We start from the raw sequence: 14,200 nt of genomic DNA on the forward strand, positions 1-14,200 counted from the left end.
AGTAGAATGCCCGCCTTGATTGATCAACCAATGGAGGAAGCGATGCGGGCTTACCAGATACTACCTGGCGACAATATCGACGGACTGCAGTGCGTGGATTTTCCCCAGCGCGAACTGGCGCCGGGCGAAGTGCGGGTGCGGGTGCATGCGGTGTCGCTGAACTACCGCGACCTGATGGTTGCTAGCGGTAATTACCTGGTGAACGTGGACGACCCGATCATTCCCTGCTCGGACGGCGCCGGCGAAGTGCTGGCGGTCGGCAGCGGCGTGTCCCGCCTGCAGGTGGGCGACCGCGTGGCCGCTTCCTTCTTCCCCTACTGGCAGGACGGGCGCACCTCGCCCGAGAAGATCCGCCGCGCCCTGGGCGGCGACATCGACGGCATGCTGGCCGAGGAAGTCATCCTGCACGAAGAGGCACTCGTGAAGATTCCGCCGCAGCTGAGCTTTGTCGAAGCCTCGACCATGCCCTGCGCCGGCGTCACCGCCTGGAACGCGATCTTCGAGTCGAGCAACGACATCAAGCCGGGCGACACCGTGCTGCTGCTGGGTACCGGCGGCGTCTCGGTGCTGGGCCTGCAGCTGGCAAAGGCGGCCGGCCTGCGCACCATCATCACCTCCTCGAGCGACGAAAAGCTGCAGCGCGCGCGCGAGCTGGGCGCCCACCACACGATCAACTACCGCGCAACGCCGGAATGGCAGGAAGAAGTGCTGCGCGTGACCCACGGTCTAGGGGCCGACGTGGTGCTGGAAGTGGGCGGCCAGGGCACGGTGAACCGCTCGGTGGCCTCGGCGGCGATGGGCGGCAGCGTGGCCATCATCGGCGGCGTCAGCGGCTTCGGCGGCGAAGTCAATCCGGCGACCCTGCTCACCGGCGCCAAGCGCATGGTCGGCATTTTCGTCGGCAGCCGCAAGATGCTGGAAGACGTGATGCGCTTTGCCGCCACCACCGACCTGAAACCCGTGGTTGACCGCGTGTTCACCTTCGACCAGGCGAAAGAGGCTTACCGCTACATGGAATCGGGCTCGCACTTCGGCAAGGTCGTCATCGCGGTGACCGCCTAAGCCTTACCTTCCTTCGAAGCGGACCAGTTCGATCTCGAAGAGCTTCGGCCACAGCTTGCCGGTAACGTAGAGCCGGCGATGCTTGCCGTCCCAGGCGATGCCGTTCAGGACGGCGTCGACCGAGCTGGTGCCGCGTTTTTCGCGCGGCAGCAGGTTCGTCAGGTCGATCCAGCCGACCACGCGGCCGGATGCCGGGTCGATGCGCGCGATCACATCCGTTCCCCAGACGTTCGCATACAGTTCGCCCTCCACGACTTCCAGCTCGTTGAGAGAATCGATCGGCTTGCCCTCGGCCGTGACCGTCACGCGCCGCACTTCCTTCAGGGTCTTCGGGTCGAGCACGCGGATGTTCGCGCTGCCGTCGCTCATGTAGATATTGCGCGCGTCGCTGGCCAGGCCCCAGCCCTCTCCCTCGTACTGGAAGCGCCCCTTCATGCTGAAGGTCTTCGCGTCGAACACGTAGCCAGTCTTCGATTGCCAGGTCAGGCCCAGGATGTTGTCGCCATAGGCGGTCGAGCCTTCGCCGAACACGTCCGGCGGCAGCGCCGTCTTCTGCAGCACCTTGCCCGTCTTCAGCTCGACTTTGCGTAGCGTCGAGCGGCCGGTCAGGCCCGTGGTCTCGTACAGATGGCCGTCGCGGAAGAACAGGCCCTGGGTGAACGCCTGCGGATCGTGCGGGTAGGTGTTCTTGACGATGAAACCGTAGACGGGAACCGCGGCTTGCGCGGCGTGGCTGGCGCAGGCCGTCAGGACGAGCGCGGCGAGGGCAGAGTGTTTCAGCATGGGCTGGCTGGATGAGGCTGATCGAAGCGGTCACTGTAGCAGAAACGCGCAGCCGGCGACGGCGTCACAGATAGGCCAGCAGGCGGCCGCAGCTGATCACGCCCACCCACAGCAGGATCGACAGCAGGGCGTGCAGGCGCGCCGCCTTGGGCGCCGCCAGTTCGCGCTCCCAGCCGGCCACCGACCGGTAGGGAAAGACGTGGAAGGCGAGCGCATTGAAGCCGGCGGCGGCAATCAGGACGAGTTTCAGCTGGAAGGCCGGATTGCGCGCCAGTTCCCCCGGATGGGCGGAAAACAGCAGCAGGCCGGCCGGCACCACCAGCAGCAGGGAAGCGAGCGCCCAGCGCAGCAGGTGGCGCCCGAGCGCGGCAACCGGCAGCGTGCGCGCGAAGCCGAGCACGCGCAGGTCGAACAGCACCACGCTGCCGACCAGCACGGCAAAACCGAGAATGTGGACGATCTCGACGATGGGATACAGCCAGGCGTTCTCCCGCATTGCCCGGGACAGCGCAGTCGCCCCCAGCCAGGCCAGCGGCCCGTCGGTCATCAGCGCAGCTCCGTCGTCTTGCCCTCGATGGTGATGCGCTCGGCGCGCAGCTCGTTGCCCTTGCTGCGGTGTGGGTAACCGTGGACCGTTGCTTTCTGGCCCGGCACCAGTTTCTCGCGCGGCAGGCCGCGGCTTTCCATGCGGTAGGGTGGCGCCAGCACGACGAGCCAGGTCTTATCGGCCGTTTTCAGGCGCACGAAGCCATGCGGCTGCTCATAGCCGGCCTGTTCGATGGTGCCGGACAGGTCGAGCGGCGTGTCGGCCTTGTATTCGCTCCAGCCGTGATGGGCAAAGGCGCTGCCGGCGGCAAACGCAGCCAGCAGGATCAGACGACGTTTCATGACGGTCTCCCGGAACGCGACAGGAACCGATTGTACGTCGGCTTTTCGCGCTGCAGTGTGAACGGTCTCTATCGTGCGCCATTGCGCGCAACACCCGCACCCGCATGCGCATTCAGGCGTCCGACGACTTCCAGGCGCCCGCCGCGCAGCGCAGTCACGGCCATCTCGCCCGGCGCCAGCGACTGTCCCGTCAGCGCGCGGATGTTGACGTCGTGCGTGACCAGCACCAGCAGGCTCGTTTCGCTGCGTTCAACCAGCTTCGTGCGCAGCTCGCGCAGCTTGGCCGTGGATGTCGTGTCGTCGTCGTTGAACATCGAGTCGAGCGTGGGTTCGGGCTGGACCTGGCCAAAGGCCAGGCGGGCGGTTTCGAGGCAGCGGCACCAGCGGCTGGACCAGACGGCGCCGGGATTGACACCGCGGCTGCGAAAGGCGGCGCCGATGGCGCGCGCGTCGCGGCGGCCGGCGTCGGACAGCTTGCGCTGGGTGACGCACTTGCCGAGCTCGAAACCGGGCGGATCCCCGATGCCGGGCGTGGTGGCCGCATGGCGCATCAGCACGATCGCGCCGCCGGCGCGCAGGCGCTGCCACAGGGCCTCGCTGCCCAGCTCGGCCGCATGGGCGGTGGAAAGGAAGATCAGCAGGCAGGCAAGTGCGCATCGGAGCACGGCGGACTCCCGGGCGTGGACCGGCTCATTATGGTGCCTGCCGCAATGGAGGAGCGCACGGGCCGTGTCGCCCCTGGACGACTCCGGCCCACTCCCGAGACTGCTGTCTGGCGGAAAGGCGGGCCCAGGACGCGTTCAACCATGAAAACCGGCCCCGACCGTCACCTGCTCCGGACCCACCCAAAACAACGATATTACTGTTTATATCGTTTATTTTAAATAAACCGTATAAACAATATGATGGTTGATTTAGCGGTTTTCGGTCGTCCTGACGAGATCGTCAAGAAATCCCGGGAGACACCCGAAAACCGCCGTTGACTCAGTCGCCGAAGCCCTCGAGCACGACCTTGCCGCTGGCCGCGCCGCTCTCGATGAAGGCGTGGGCACGGCGCAGGTTGGCGGCGTTGATCGGTCCAAAGTTCTGCGACAGCGTGGTGCGGATGCGCCCCGCGTCCACCATCGCCGACACCTCGTTGAGCAGGTCATGCTGGGCCTGGATGTCCGGCGTGCCGAACAGCGAGCGGGTGAACATCAGTTCCCAGTGCAGCGAGATGCTCTTGCGCTTGAGCAGGCGCACGTCGATCGGCTCCGGGTCGTCGATCAGCGCCAGCTTGCCCTGCGGCTTGATGGCGTTGACCAGGGCGGTGAAATGCTTGTCGGTGTGGGTCAGGCTGATCGCGTAGTCGACTTCGCCCAGGCCGGCGTCCAGCAAGCCCTTGTCGAGCGGCTGGCTGTGGTCGACGACATGCTGGGCGCCGAGGTCGCGCACCCAGGCCTGGGTTTCGGGACGCGAGGCGGTGGCGATCACGGTGATGCCGGTCAGCTGGCGCGCCAGCTGGATCAGGATCGAGCCGACGCCGCCGGCTGCGCCCACCACCAGCAACGTTTCGCCGGCGTGGCCGCCCGGCTTAAGACCCAGGCGGTCGAACAGCAGTTCCCAGGCCGTGATGGCGGTGAGCGGCAGGGCGGCGGCTTCGGCAAAGCCGAGGGAGGCCGGCATGCGGCCGACGATGCGCTCGTCCACCAGCTGCAGCTCGCTGTTGCTGCCCGCGCGGTTGATGGCGCCGGCGTACCAGACGCGGTCGCCCGGCTTGAACAGGGTCACTTCCGGCCCGACGGCGCGCACGATCCCGCTGGCATCGAACCCCAGCACCCGCGGCTCGGCCTGGCCCTCGGCGGGCAGGCCGCGGCGCACCTTGGTGTCGACCGGATTGACCGAGATGGCGTGGACTTCGACCAGCAGGTCGTGGCCGCTGGCGACCGGGTCGGCCAGGGTGAGGTCCTGCAGGGCACTCGGGTGATCGGCGGGCAGGGCGGCGAATGCGGCAATGGCTTTCATGTCAGTTCCTGTAGATGGTTTGGATAGGTACAGTGTAACCACTCTGGATTGTATTGATTAGTCGCTATAATCCGAAAAGACTATCCAAAGGAACGGACAATGAAGCTCGACGCCATGGCGTTGTTCGTGCAGGTTGCCACCAGCGGCAGCTTTACCGCCGCCGCGCTGGCGACCGGGCTGCCGAAATCGACCGTCAGCCAGCGCGTGGCCGAACTCGAGGAAACCCTGGGGGTGCGCCTGCTGCACCGGACCACGCGCCGCCTCAGCCTGAGCGCCGCCGGCCAGGTGTATCTTGCACACTGCGAGACCATGCTCGACGCCGCCCATGCGGCCGACGCCGCCATTTCCCGCCTGCGCGACGAACCGGCCGGCAACCTGCGCCTCACTGCCCCCGAGGCCTCGGGCATCCTGTTGCTGCCGCCGCTGCTGGCGGCCTTCCATGCGCGCTATCCCGCTGTCACCGTCGAATGCGTGATCACCGACGCCCACCTCGACCTGGTGGCCGAACGCATCGACCTGGCGCTGCGCACCGGCCAGCTTGGCGACTCCTCCTTCGTGTCGCGCCGGGTCGGCACGGTGCGGCGCGTGCTGGTCGCCTCGCCACGCTACCTCGACCGGCACGGCGCGCCGCGCCAGCCGGCGGACCTGGCGCGCCACCAGTTGCTGCTGCACGAGGTGCTGCCGCAGTGGCCGCTGCGCAGCGAGGGCAAGATCATCCAGATCCCCGCCGCCGGCGCGCCCCTGCGCGCGAACAACCTGAACACCCTGCGCGGCCTGGCCGTGGCCGGCGCCGGCATCGCGCTGCTGCCCTGGTTCATGGTGCGCGACGCGCTCGAGAACGGCAGCGTCACGCTCGTGCTGCCCGAGCATCCTCCCACCGACAACAGCTATTACGCCGTCTATCCCGGCCGCAGCCACCGCCCAGCGGCGCTGAGCGCCTTGCTCGATTTTATCGACCAGTTCGGCTTGGCAAGCTACCTTTCCTGAGCGCTTATGGGCCGCTCTGCCGGCCGGGCGCACTGGGCCAAGCCGGCAGCAGGCGCAACAACGCAACGCCGCCATGGGCCTTTGTTCAGTGCGCTAATTGTGCGCCGGTTACACAAAAGTTAATACTAAGATGACCACGACGGTATGCCCCGCGCATCCGAAAGGCTGACTGTCGCCGCCGCAAGCGTCCGGCTGCACCGGGTCAGCACCTGCCATCATCCCGAAAGGACTCACCATGCCCGCTAACGAGCGCTATCCGCTCACCCTGCGCATCAACGGCCGCGACCACCAGATGGAACTGGAAGCCTGGGTCACGCTGCTGGACCTGCTGCGCGAGCGCCTGCACCTCACCGGTTCGAAAAAGGGCTGCGACCATGGCCAGTGCGGCGCCTGCACCGTGCTGGTCGACGGCCGCCGCATCAATTCCTGCATGACGCTGGCCGTGATGCAGAACGGCCGCGAGATCACCACCATCGAAGGCCTGGCCGAAGGCGGCCTGCTGCACCCGGTGCAGCAGGCCTTCGTCGACAACGACGCCTTCCAGTGCGGCTACTGCACGCCCGGCCAGATCTGTTCGGCCGTCGGCCTGATCAAGGAAGGCAATGCGAAGACGGCAGCCGACGTGCGCGAGCTCATGAGCGGGAACGTCTGCCGCTGCGGCGCCTATCCGCAGATCCGCAAGGCGGTTTGCGCGGCTGCCGGCATCGAGGACCGCGTCCAAGACGACAACAACGCGGTGCACGCGGTGGTGCCGGGGACGGTGCCGGCATGAACCCCTTCTCGTTTTCCCAACCCGAAGACGCCGGCGCAGCGATTGCCCAGGTAGCGGGCAACGCCAGTTTTGCCGGCGACGCCGTGCGCTTCATCGCCGGCGGCACCAACCTGCTCGATTTGATGAAGGAAGGCGTGATGGAATCGCGCCGCCTGGTCGACATCAACCGCCTGCCGCTCGACCGAATCGAGGAAGACAAGGAGGGTGGCCTGGTGCTGGGCGCGACCGCACGCAACGCCGATACGGCGTATCACCCGCTGGTGCGCGAGCGCTATCCGCTGCTGTCTGCCGCCATCCTGGCCGGCGCCTCTCCCCAGCTGCGCAATATGGCCAGCAACGGCGGCAACCTGCTGCAGCGCACCCGCTGCTATTATTTTTACGACCTCGCCACGCCCTGCAACAAGCGCGAACCGAACACCGGCTGCGGCGCGATCGGCGGCATCACGCGCCAGCATGCGATTCTCGGCGCCAGCGAGCAGTGCATCGCCACCCATCCCTCGGACATGTGCGTGGCGCTCGCCGCCCTGGAAGCGACGGTGCACGTCGAGTCGGCACGCGGCAAGCGCGCGATTCCCTTCGCCGAATTCCATCGCCTGCCTGGGGACGCGCCGCAGTACGACACCGTGCTCGAAGCCGACGAGCTGATCACCCACATCGCGCTGCCCGACGCGCGCCGCTACGCGAAGCACTCGGCCTACCTGAAGATCCGCGAGCGCCTGTCGTATGCGTTCGCGCTGGTGTCGGTGGCCGCCGCGCTCGACATCGGGCCCGATGGCGTCGTCAGGAGCGCGCGCATCGCCCTCGGCGGCGTCGCCCATAAACCCTGGCGCCGGCCGGAAGCCGAAGCGCTGCTGGAGGGCGCCCGGCCGGACGCCGAACAGTTCGGAAAAGTGGCCGACGTCCTGCTCGACGGCGCACGCGGCCAGGGCCACAACGACTTCAAGATCCGCCTCGCGCGCAACACCATCGTGCGTGCGCTGGAAACGGCGGTGCAGGGCACCGTCACCAATACCGGAGAGCGCCATGACTGACCTGATCCAGGATTTACGCGCGCCCGTCGCGGAACCGGGCACCGGCCAGGTGCGCACCGGCAGCGCCGTCTCGCGCATCGACGGCCGCGCCAAGGTGACCGGCGAAGCCCGCTACGCCGCCGAACACTTCGCGCCCGACCTGCTGTATGGCGTGGTCGTCAGCAGCACGGTGGCCAAGGGCCGCATCGTGACCATCGATGCCACCGAGGCCCTGGCCCTGGAAGGCGTGGTCGAGGTGATGAGCCACCTGAACCGCCCGAAGATGCGTTCCTTCGACATCCACTACAAGGACATGACGGCGCCGCCCGGCTCGCCCTTCAAGCCCTTTTACGACGACCAGGTGATCTATAACGGGCAGCCCGTGGCGCTGGTGCTGGCCGACAGCTTCGAGGCCGCGCGCCGCGGCGCCGCCCTGGTGCGCGTGTACTACCACGAGGCCGAAGAGGGCCACGACACGCGCATGACCGCAAACCTCGACCGCGCCCACAAACCGACGGGGCTGCGCGCCGGTTTCGAGCCACCGCCGCCGGAAAAGGGCAACGCCGAGAAGGCGTGGAAGGCCGCGCCCGTGAAAATCGAGTCCGAGTTCTACCACGGCGTCGAGCACCACAATCCGCTCGAACTGTTCGCCTCGACCGTGATCCGTGGCGAGGATGGTCACCTGACCATCTACGACAAGACGCAAAGCTCGCAGAACAGCCGCTGGTATGTCTCGCACGTGTTCGGGCTGCCGAAGCACAAGGTCACGGTGCGCAACCCGTATGTCGGCGGCGCCTTCGGTTCCGGCCTGCGCCCGCAATACCAGCTGACGCTGGCCGTGATGGCCTCGCTCAAGCTGAAGCGCTCGGTGCGCGTGATGCTGACGCGCCAGCAGATGTTCAGCTTCGGCCACCGCCCGGAAACCGTGCAGTACGTGAAGCTGGCCGCCGAGGAGGACGGCACCCTGACCTCGATCATGCACGAGGCGATCGGCGAAACCTCGAAGATCGAGGATTACGTCGAGGTCGTGGTGAACTGGTCTGGCCTCTTGTACGCCTGCGACAACATCAAGCTCGGCTACAAGCTGGTCAGCGTCGACCACTACACGCCGATGGACATGCGCGCACCGGGCGCGGCCCACGGCATGGTCGCGCTCGAAATCGCGATGGACGAGCTGGCGTATAAACTGAAGATGGACCCGCTGGCGCTGCGTTTGAAAAACTATGCCGAACGCACCCCGGTCGACGACAAACCGTATTCGAGCAAGGAACTGCGCGCCTGTTACGAGCAGGGTGCGGAAAAATTCGGCTGGGCCAAGCGCCCGCTCGAGCCGCGCTCGATGCGCGAAGGTTCCGAATTGGTCGGCTGGGGCATGGCCTCCGGCGTCTGGGATGCGATGCAGATGTTCGCGCGTGCCAGCGCCGTGATGCATGCCGACGGCAGGCTGGTGGTGTCGAGCGCGGCCAGCGACATCGGCACCGGCACCTATACCGTGATGGCGATGATCGCCGCCGAAGCCATGGGCCTGCCGCTCGAACGCGTGACTTTCCAGCTGGGCGACTCGACCCTGCCGGCGGCGCCGGTCGAGGGCGGCTCTTCGCACGTGACCACGGTCGGCTCGGCGGTGGCCGGCGCCTGCGACAAGCTGCGCCTGACCCTGCTGCGCTACGCCCAATCGGCCCCGGACTCTCCCTTCCGCGACAAGCGGTTAAAAGACGTGGAATTCGTCGGCGGCGCGCTGCGCCTGAAGCGCGATCCCGCGACCTGGGTGTCGCTGGCCACCATCGTCGAGCGCAGCGGGCACACCCAGCTCGAAGAGAAATACCTGATGCTGCCGCAGATGCTCAAGCAGCGCAAATACCGCCGCCTGGTCCACTCGGCCGTGTTCGTCGAGGTGCGCGTCGACGAGGAGCTCGGCGTCGTGCGCGTGACGCGCGCGGTCAGCGCGATCGCGGCCGGACGCATCATGAACACCAAGACGGCAGCGAGCCAGATCGTCGGCGGCGTGGTCTGGGGCATCAGCCAGGCCCTGCACGAGGAAAGCCATACCGACCACCGCTACGGACGCTTCATGAACCACAACCTGTCCGAGTACCACGTGGCCGTGAACGCCGACATCCACGACATCGACGTGATCTTCGTGGACGAGGACGACCGCATCGTCAGCCGCCTGGGCGCCAAGGGCGTAGGCGAGATCGGCATCATCGGCGTGGCGGCGGCGGTCAGCAACGCAATCTTCCACGCTACCGGCAAGCGCATCCGCAGCACGCCGATCACGCCGGACAAGGTGCTGGTCGGCGGGCCGTAAAGGCGCGGCCAGGCGTGCGCAGGGCGGCAGGGAGGCGGCGTATACTGTTCGCACGCATATTGTTCACATTCGCGGGAGCGTGACATGAAGAACGAAACGCAAGCAATGGATGCGGCGACGCTGTCTCGTTACGAGGATCTGGGCAAGCTGGTGCTGCGCCTGGCGCTGGGACTGATGATCCTGCTGCATGGCATCTCCAAACTGGTCGGCGGCATCGGTTTCGTCACCGGCGCGCTGCAGAAAATGGGGCTGCCGGGCGCGATCGGCTACCTGGTCTATATCGGCGAGGTGATCGCGCCGCTCCTGATTGTGTTCGGCCTCTGGACCCGGCTCGCGGCGCTCATCCTGGCCGGCAACATGATCGTCGCCGTGTTGCTGGTGCACACCGCGCAGTTCTTCGCCTTGTCCGCCACCGGCGGCTGGGAACTGGAGCTGCAGGGCATGTTCTTCTTCGCGGCAGTCGCACTGGTGCTGCTGGGCGCGGGCCGCTACAGCATCGGCGGACGCGCAGGGCGCTGGAACTGAACCAGGGAGAATGCGATGGCAGCAAACGGAAAAGCGGCAATCGTCACCGGCGCCTCGCGCGGCATCGGACGCGCGATCGCCCTGCGCCTGATGCTGAAGCGGTGGTGGCCGAGATCGAGGCTGCCGGCGGACGCGCGGTCGCGATCCAGGCCGACGTGGCGCAGGCAGCCGATGCGCAGCGCCTGTTCGACCAGGCCGAGGCCGCGCTCGGCGCGATCGATGTCCTGGTCAACAACGCCGGCGTGATCCAGCCCGGTACCACGCTGCTGGCCGACACCGACGATGCGCTGTACGAGCGTATCTTCTCGATCAACACGCGCGGCACCTTCCACATGATGCGCCTGGCCGCCACCCGCCTGCGCCACGGCGGGCGCATCGTCAACTTCTCGACCAGCGCCATCGGCCTGGCCATGCCGGGCTACGCCGTCTATGCGGGTGCGAAGGCGGCGATCGAGACGTTTACCAACATCTTTGCCAAGGAAATGCGCGGCAAGCGCATCTCGGTGAGCTGCGTGGCGCCGGGACCGACCGCCACCGAACTGTTCCTCGACGGGAAACCGGCCGAGCTGGTCGAGCGCCTGGCGAAGGCCGCGCCGCTCGAGCGCCTCGGCACACCGGAAGACATCGCCAACATGGTCGCCTTCCTGGTCGGGCCGGAGGGGGAATGGGTCAACGGGCAGACACTGCGGGTGAACGGCGGGATCGTTTGATTCGATTGCTCGTTCTTCAAACCGACGCCTCCAGAGCAAAGGTGCATGCAATCAAGCACTGTAAAAGAACGCTTTTCCTGCTGATTTGGCAATTATAAGAATGACTGATATCTCATGGTGACTGTTGGTTTCACTTGGTTTCACGTGAAACCGATGGGATATACGTTTGCCGAATTTGACGATTTTCAGTCCCACACGCATTTTCGAAACGGGCTGCCAGCGCCAGTCTGTCCGGGGCAGCGCTGCAATGGCCGTGTGTTGGCGCGGGCTCAACCGGCGAGAATGTCGTAGCGCACGTCGCGCCGGTCCTGTGCTTGCGGCCCCTCGACCAGGTAACTGTCCCAGCCCAGGCGGCCGAGCTGGCCGGCTTGCGCGATCGTCACCGGCCGCACGTCCGCCGCACGCAGCACCAGCTCGACTTCATATTCGAGCGAGACACCCGTCAGCATTGCCAGCAGGCTTTTCAGGGCGCGCGCCGCCATCCCGCCCGGCAGGAAAGCCGTAAAGCCGGCGTGGTCGAGCGGCCCGACGACCAGGCGCAGGCGCAAATCGCGCTGCCAGACACGTCCGCCGGCGATCGCATCCTTGCCGAGCACGCCGATGCCTCCGCCGAGCACGGTCTGCTGCGCCAGCGGCACCTCGTACCAGCGCCCGACGAACTGCTCGGCTTGCACCGGATGGCCGAAGTATTCGGACAGCACGCGCGCCAGCTGCACCGCCGAAGTGGGCCGGTGCCGGATCGCGGCGGCAAAGTAGCCGATCGATTCGTCCAGCACCGCACCATCGGCTTCGTGCGACAGGCGCCGCCGCAGCGAAGCGTTGCCCAGGCCGGCCAGGCCGAGCAGCAGCGGGAGGAAGGCATCCTGGCCGTCGAGCTGGTACTTGAACGGCATGCGGTACTTGCGCCAGGCTTCGTAGAACAGCGCCAGCGAGCGGTTCGAGAAGGTGTCGAGGAAGGCGCGCGCGCCCTCGTCCTTCTCGTTGAACAGGTGCTCGGCGATACGCTCGGTGTAGTGCGCCGGCAGCACGCCGCTGCCACCCAGGAGGCCCATGAAGGAGGGCGTCACACGCACGTATTTCAGCGCCTGCGAGGCCAGCGCCGCGCCGAGCGAGGCCGCATCGCGTTCGATGTCGCGCGGCTCGGTCTGGATGCTTTCCAGCTGGCTGGCCGGGAAACGCAGCGAGGTCGAATTCTGGAAGCGCAGGAAGTTCGCCACCATGCCGCGCTGCGGTACGCCGCTGCGCTTGAGCCAGAGCTCGATCACGCGCACCGCCTGGAAATACTCGAAGCGGTAGGGTTCGCGGAACAGCCGCTCGATTACAGCAGGCTCGAATCGCCGCTTCTTGGCGCGCATGTCAGCAGCTCCTCACCGTTCTTGTTGGAGACGACCACCAGCCGCGTAAAACTGTTGGCGTGCACGTACAACGCCAGGAAGCGCTCGACGATGTGGGCAAAGGCGTGGATGCCGCTGCCGACGAAGGCTTCCTCGTCGATCGACAGGCGCACCTCGACGCCGCGCACCAGGCAGGTGAAAGGGTTACCGGACAGCCAGGCGGTCGCGGCCTGCTGGGCGATGTCGGCGATGCCGCCGATCTGGCGCTGCGACGCGGGAGAGCGCGGCAGGTCATACAGCGCCAGCATCTCGCGGAAGGCATCGATGCCGCCGTCGGCCAGCGACAGGTGGTTCAGCGACAGGTGAGAAATGAGGCGCCAGTGTGCACTGTGCCCGCGCGCGAAGCGGTACGAGGGCGTCGGCTTGCGCAGGAAGGCGATCGCGCGCAGATTCGATCCGCCCTCGAGGAAGAGGTCGCCGCCGGCCTGGCCGTAGCCGAGCAGCGAGGGGAGGTCGCGGTTGGTGCAGGTCAGCTCGATATTCAGGGTATCGGTCTCGATCGCGGCCGGGTCGAAGTCGATATCGACGATGGAAATTTGCGCCTCGAATCCGGGGCTGCGCTCCATCAGTTCCTCGTCGCGCCGCATCGCCCAGTAATGGCCGTTCTGCTCGGGCGTCTGCGCGTGCTTCAGCGAATAAAAGGGACGAAACTCGACGACCGTCTCGCCCTGCGGGGTCTGGCGCACGAGGTTGACCGAATCGATCGAATACACCTCGTAGGCAAAGGCGCGGCGCGCATCGGCCAGCACCGGATAGCTGGCCGTGGTGTGGGTCAGGCGGATCGGCTCGCCGCGCTGGCGGAACAGGTTGATCACCGGCGTGCAGCCGAGCAGCACGTTATTGGTGGTCAGGGTGCCGAGCATGCGCGCCGTGTTCGAATCGGCACGAATCCCGTTCAAACCCAGGTGCAGGGTGATCGTACGCGCGCCCGGCGGCAGCACCGCCGCCAGTGCAGCGAGGTCGATATCGAAGAAATTGAATTTTTCGGGGAAGCAGAAGTATTCGGTCAGCAGGCGGTAGGCGGCGTGCGAGCGGGCCGGGAAATCGATCAGGGCGTCGTCCTCGTCGAAGCCGGCGACCTTGACGGGAATTGTCGGCAGCGCCACCCAGCGCCCGTTGTGGTCGGCCTCGGCCCAGGCGGCCACGCCGCGCATGAAGAGCGCATCGCGCAGCGCGGCGCAGAACGAGGGCTCGCCATCGATGAAGACGCGTAGCAGAGGCAGGGCAGGGCCGCTTGCGGCGCCTTCCTGGGTGTTGACCAGCGTCAGGTGCAGGCAGCTGCTCACCCCAGCGGGCAGGCGCACGGCCTCGGGCGGGCTGATGATGGCGTCGAACCCGGCATGGGAAAAGGCCAGCGGCGCCAGCGTCACCGGATACACGGTGCGGAAGGTGCAGGCGGCGCCGCGTACCGGGCGCGTCGTGAGCTGGGTGCCGCGCGGGATGGTGCTGGCGCCGCCTTGCGCGCCGGCGGCATCCATGCGCGCGATCGAGCACGAGGGAAAGGGGCGCAGGTAGTGCGGATACAGCACGTCGAACAGCGCCTCGGTGAATTCCGGGTAGTCGTCGTCGAGGCGCTTGGCGATGCGCGCGTTGAGCAGGGCGAAGGCCTCGATCATGCGCTCGGTGTGCGGGTCTTCGCAGACTTCGCCACTGATCAGGAGGCGGCCGGCGATCTTCGGATAGCGTTCGGCGAATTCGCGCAGGTTGCGGCGCAGATAGCCCAGCTCGCTTTCGTAATACGGCAGTAATTGTTCCAA

The 14,200-nt window shown here is 66.7% G+C and carries 13 protein-coding genes and 1 pseudogene; 7 read left to right on the forward strand and 7 right to left on the reverse strand.

Annotated features, from left to right (window positions below):
• Nucleotides 1-42: 42 nt before the first annotated feature.
• The gene (locus ACSUZJ_RS01070) at nt 43-1,062 is read left to right on the forward strand and encodes a zinc-dependent alcohol dehydrogenase family protein (RefSeq protein ID WP_499416671.1); all 1,020 of its coding nucleotides are present in this window, start codon (nt 43-45) and stop codon (nt 1,060-1,062) included.
• A 3-nt stretch (nt 1,063-1,065) separates the two neighbouring features.
• Here the strand turns inward: ACSUZJ_RS01070 and ACSUZJ_RS01075 are convergent, their stop codons facing one another.
• From ACSUZJ_RS01075 to ACSUZJ_RS01095, 5 genes are all read right to left on the reverse strand, one after another.
• The gene (locus ACSUZJ_RS01075) at nt 1,066-1,845 is read right to left on the reverse strand and encodes a glutaminyl-peptide cyclotransferase (protein ID WP_499412488.1); all 780 of its coding nucleotides are present in this window, start codon (nt 1,843-1,845) and stop codon (nt 1,066-1,068) included.
• Nucleotides 1,846-1,909: 64 nt separating this feature from the next.
• The gene (locus ACSUZJ_RS01080; RefSeq protein WP_499412490.1) at nt 1,910-2,392 is read right to left on the reverse strand and encodes a DUF6644 family protein; all 483 of its coding nucleotides are present in this window, start codon (nt 2,390-2,392) and stop codon (nt 1,910-1,912) included.
• On the reverse strand, nt 2,392-2,733 hold the full coding sequence (locus ACSUZJ_RS01085) for a DUF6152 family protein (protein WP_499412492.1): 342 nt from the start codon (nt 2,731-2,733) through the stop codon (nt 2,392-2,394). Before ACSUZJ_RS01085 ends, ACSUZJ_RS01080 begins: the two co-directional genes overlap by 1 nt.
• A 68-nt stretch (nt 2,734-2,801) precedes the next feature.
• Nucleotides 2,802-3,398: a histidine phosphatase family protein gene (locus ACSUZJ_RS01090; RefSeq protein ID WP_499412494.1), complete on the reverse strand. Its 597-nt coding sequence runs from the start codon at nt 3,396-3,398 to the stop codon at nt 2,802-2,804.
• A gap of 319 nt (nt 3,399-3,717) precedes the next feature.
• Nucleotides 3,718-4,737 (reverse strand): zinc-binding alcohol dehydrogenase family protein, encoded by a 1,020-nt coding sequence (locus ACSUZJ_RS01095; RefSeq protein WP_499412496.1) that lies wholly within the window; start codon nt 4,735-4,737, stop codon nt 3,718-3,720.
• A gap of 99 nt (nt 4,738-4,836) precedes the next feature.
• Between ACSUZJ_RS01095 and ACSUZJ_RS01100 the strand changes: the two genes are divergently transcribed.
• The 6 genes and pseudogenes from ACSUZJ_RS01100 to ACSUZJ_RS01125 all read left to right on the forward strand — a co-directional run bounded on the left by ACSUZJ_RS01100 (nt 4,837) and on the right by ACSUZJ_RS01125 (nt 11,049).
• Nucleotides 4,837-5,724 carry a LysR family transcriptional regulator gene (locus ACSUZJ_RS01100; protein WP_499412498.1) on the forward strand — a complete coding sequence of 296 codons (888 nt, stop codon included), beginning with the start codon at nt 4,837-4,839 and terminating at the stop codon, nt 5,722-5,724.
• Between the two features lie 235 nt (nt 5,725-5,959).
• Entirely contained in the window at nt 5,960-6,496 is a 537-nt protein-coding gene (locus ACSUZJ_RS01105; RefSeq protein WP_499412499.1) for a (2Fe-2S)-binding protein, read from the forward strand.
• Nucleotides 6,493-7,527: an FAD binding domain-containing protein gene (locus ACSUZJ_RS01110; protein ID WP_499412500.1), complete on the forward strand. Its 1,035-nt coding sequence runs from the start codon at nt 6,493-6,495 to the stop codon at nt 7,525-7,527. The genes ACSUZJ_RS01105 and ACSUZJ_RS01110 overlap by 4 nt, the downstream gene beginning before the upstream one ends.
• Nucleotides 7,520-9,814, forward strand: a complete 2,295-nt coding sequence (locus ACSUZJ_RS01115; protein ID WP_499412502.1) for a xanthine dehydrogenase family protein molybdopterin-binding subunit — start codon at nt 7,520-7,522, stop codon at nt 9,812-9,814. The genes ACSUZJ_RS01110 and ACSUZJ_RS01115 overlap by 8 nt, the downstream gene beginning before the upstream one ends.
• Before the next feature lie 84 nt (nt 9,815-9,898).
• On the forward strand, nt 9,899-10,339 hold the full coding sequence (locus tag ACSUZJ_RS01120) for a DoxX family protein (protein WP_499412504.1): 441 nt from the start codon (nt 9,899-9,901) through the stop codon (nt 10,337-10,339).
• A gap of 15 nt (nt 10,340-10,354) precedes the next feature.
• Nucleotides 10,355-11,049, forward strand: a pseudogene (locus ACSUZJ_RS01125) (SDR family oxidoreductase).
• Nucleotides 11,050-11,318: 269 nt separating this feature from the next.
• On the opposite strand, the gene tssG reads toward ACSUZJ_RS01125, so the two are convergent.
• Nucleotides 11,319-12,404, reverse strand: coding sequence for a type VI secretion system baseplate subunit TssG (gene tssG / locus ACSUZJ_RS01130; protein ID WP_499412506.1), 1,086 nt, complete (start codon nt 12,402-12,404; stop codon nt 11,319-11,321).
• On the reverse strand, nt 12,368-14,200 hold the full coding sequence (tssF, locus tag ACSUZJ_RS01135; protein ID WP_499412508.1) for a type VI secretion system baseplate subunit TssF: 1,833 nt from the start codon (nt 14,198-14,200) through the stop codon (nt 12,368-12,370). The genes tssG and tssF overlap by 37 nt, the downstream gene beginning before the upstream one ends.

This window comes from Telluria sp. B2, assembly GCF_051789535.1.
Classification (GTDB): domain Bacteria; phylum Pseudomonadota; class Gammaproteobacteria; order Burkholderiales; family Burkholderiaceae_D; genus Telluria.

Bases quoted from the DNA above. Each gene is read 5' to 3' on its own strand.
- ACSUZJ_RS01105 (WP_499412499.1), top strand. From the start codon at position 5,960: ATGCCCGCTAACGAGCGCTATCCGCTCACCCTGCGCATCAACGGCCGC.
- ACSUZJ_RS01070 (WP_499416671.1), top strand. From the start codon at position 43: ATGCGGGCTTACCAGATACTACCTGGCGACAATATCGACGGACTGCAG.
- ACSUZJ_RS01120 (WP_499412504.1), top strand. From the start codon at position 9,899: ATGAAGAACGAAACGCAAGCAATGGATGCGGCGACGCTGTCTCGTTAC.
- tssG (WP_499412506.1), bottom strand. From the start codon at position 12,404: ATGCGCGCCAAGAAGCGGCGATTCGAGCCTGCTGTAATCGAGCGGCTG.
- ACSUZJ_RS01095 (WP_499412496.1), bottom strand. From the start codon at position 4,737: ATGAAAGCCATTGCCGCATTCGCCGCCCTGCCCGCCGATCACCCGAGT.
- ACSUZJ_RS01075 (WP_499412488.1), bottom strand. From the start codon at position 1,845: ATGCTGAAACACTCTGCCCTCGCCGCGCTCGTCCTGACGGCCTGCGCC.
- ACSUZJ_RS01080 (WP_499412490.1), bottom strand. From the start codon at position 2,392: ATGACCGACGGGCCGCTGGCCTGGCTGGGGGCGACTGCGCTGTCCCGG.
- ACSUZJ_RS01115 (WP_499412502.1), top strand. From the start codon at position 7,520: ATGACTGACCTGATCCAGGATTTACGCGCGCCCGTCGCGGAACCGGGC.
- ACSUZJ_RS01110 (WP_499412500.1), top strand. From the start codon at position 6,493: ATGAACCCCTTCTCGTTTTCCCAACCCGAAGACGCCGGCGCAGCGATT.
- ACSUZJ_RS01085 (WP_499412492.1), bottom strand. From the start codon at position 2,733: ATGAAACGTCGTCTGATCCTGCTGGCTGCGTTTGCCGCCGGCAGCGCC.
- ACSUZJ_RS01100 (WP_499412498.1), top strand. From the start codon at position 4,837: ATGAAGCTCGACGCCATGGCGTTGTTCGTGCAGGTTGCCACCAGCGGC.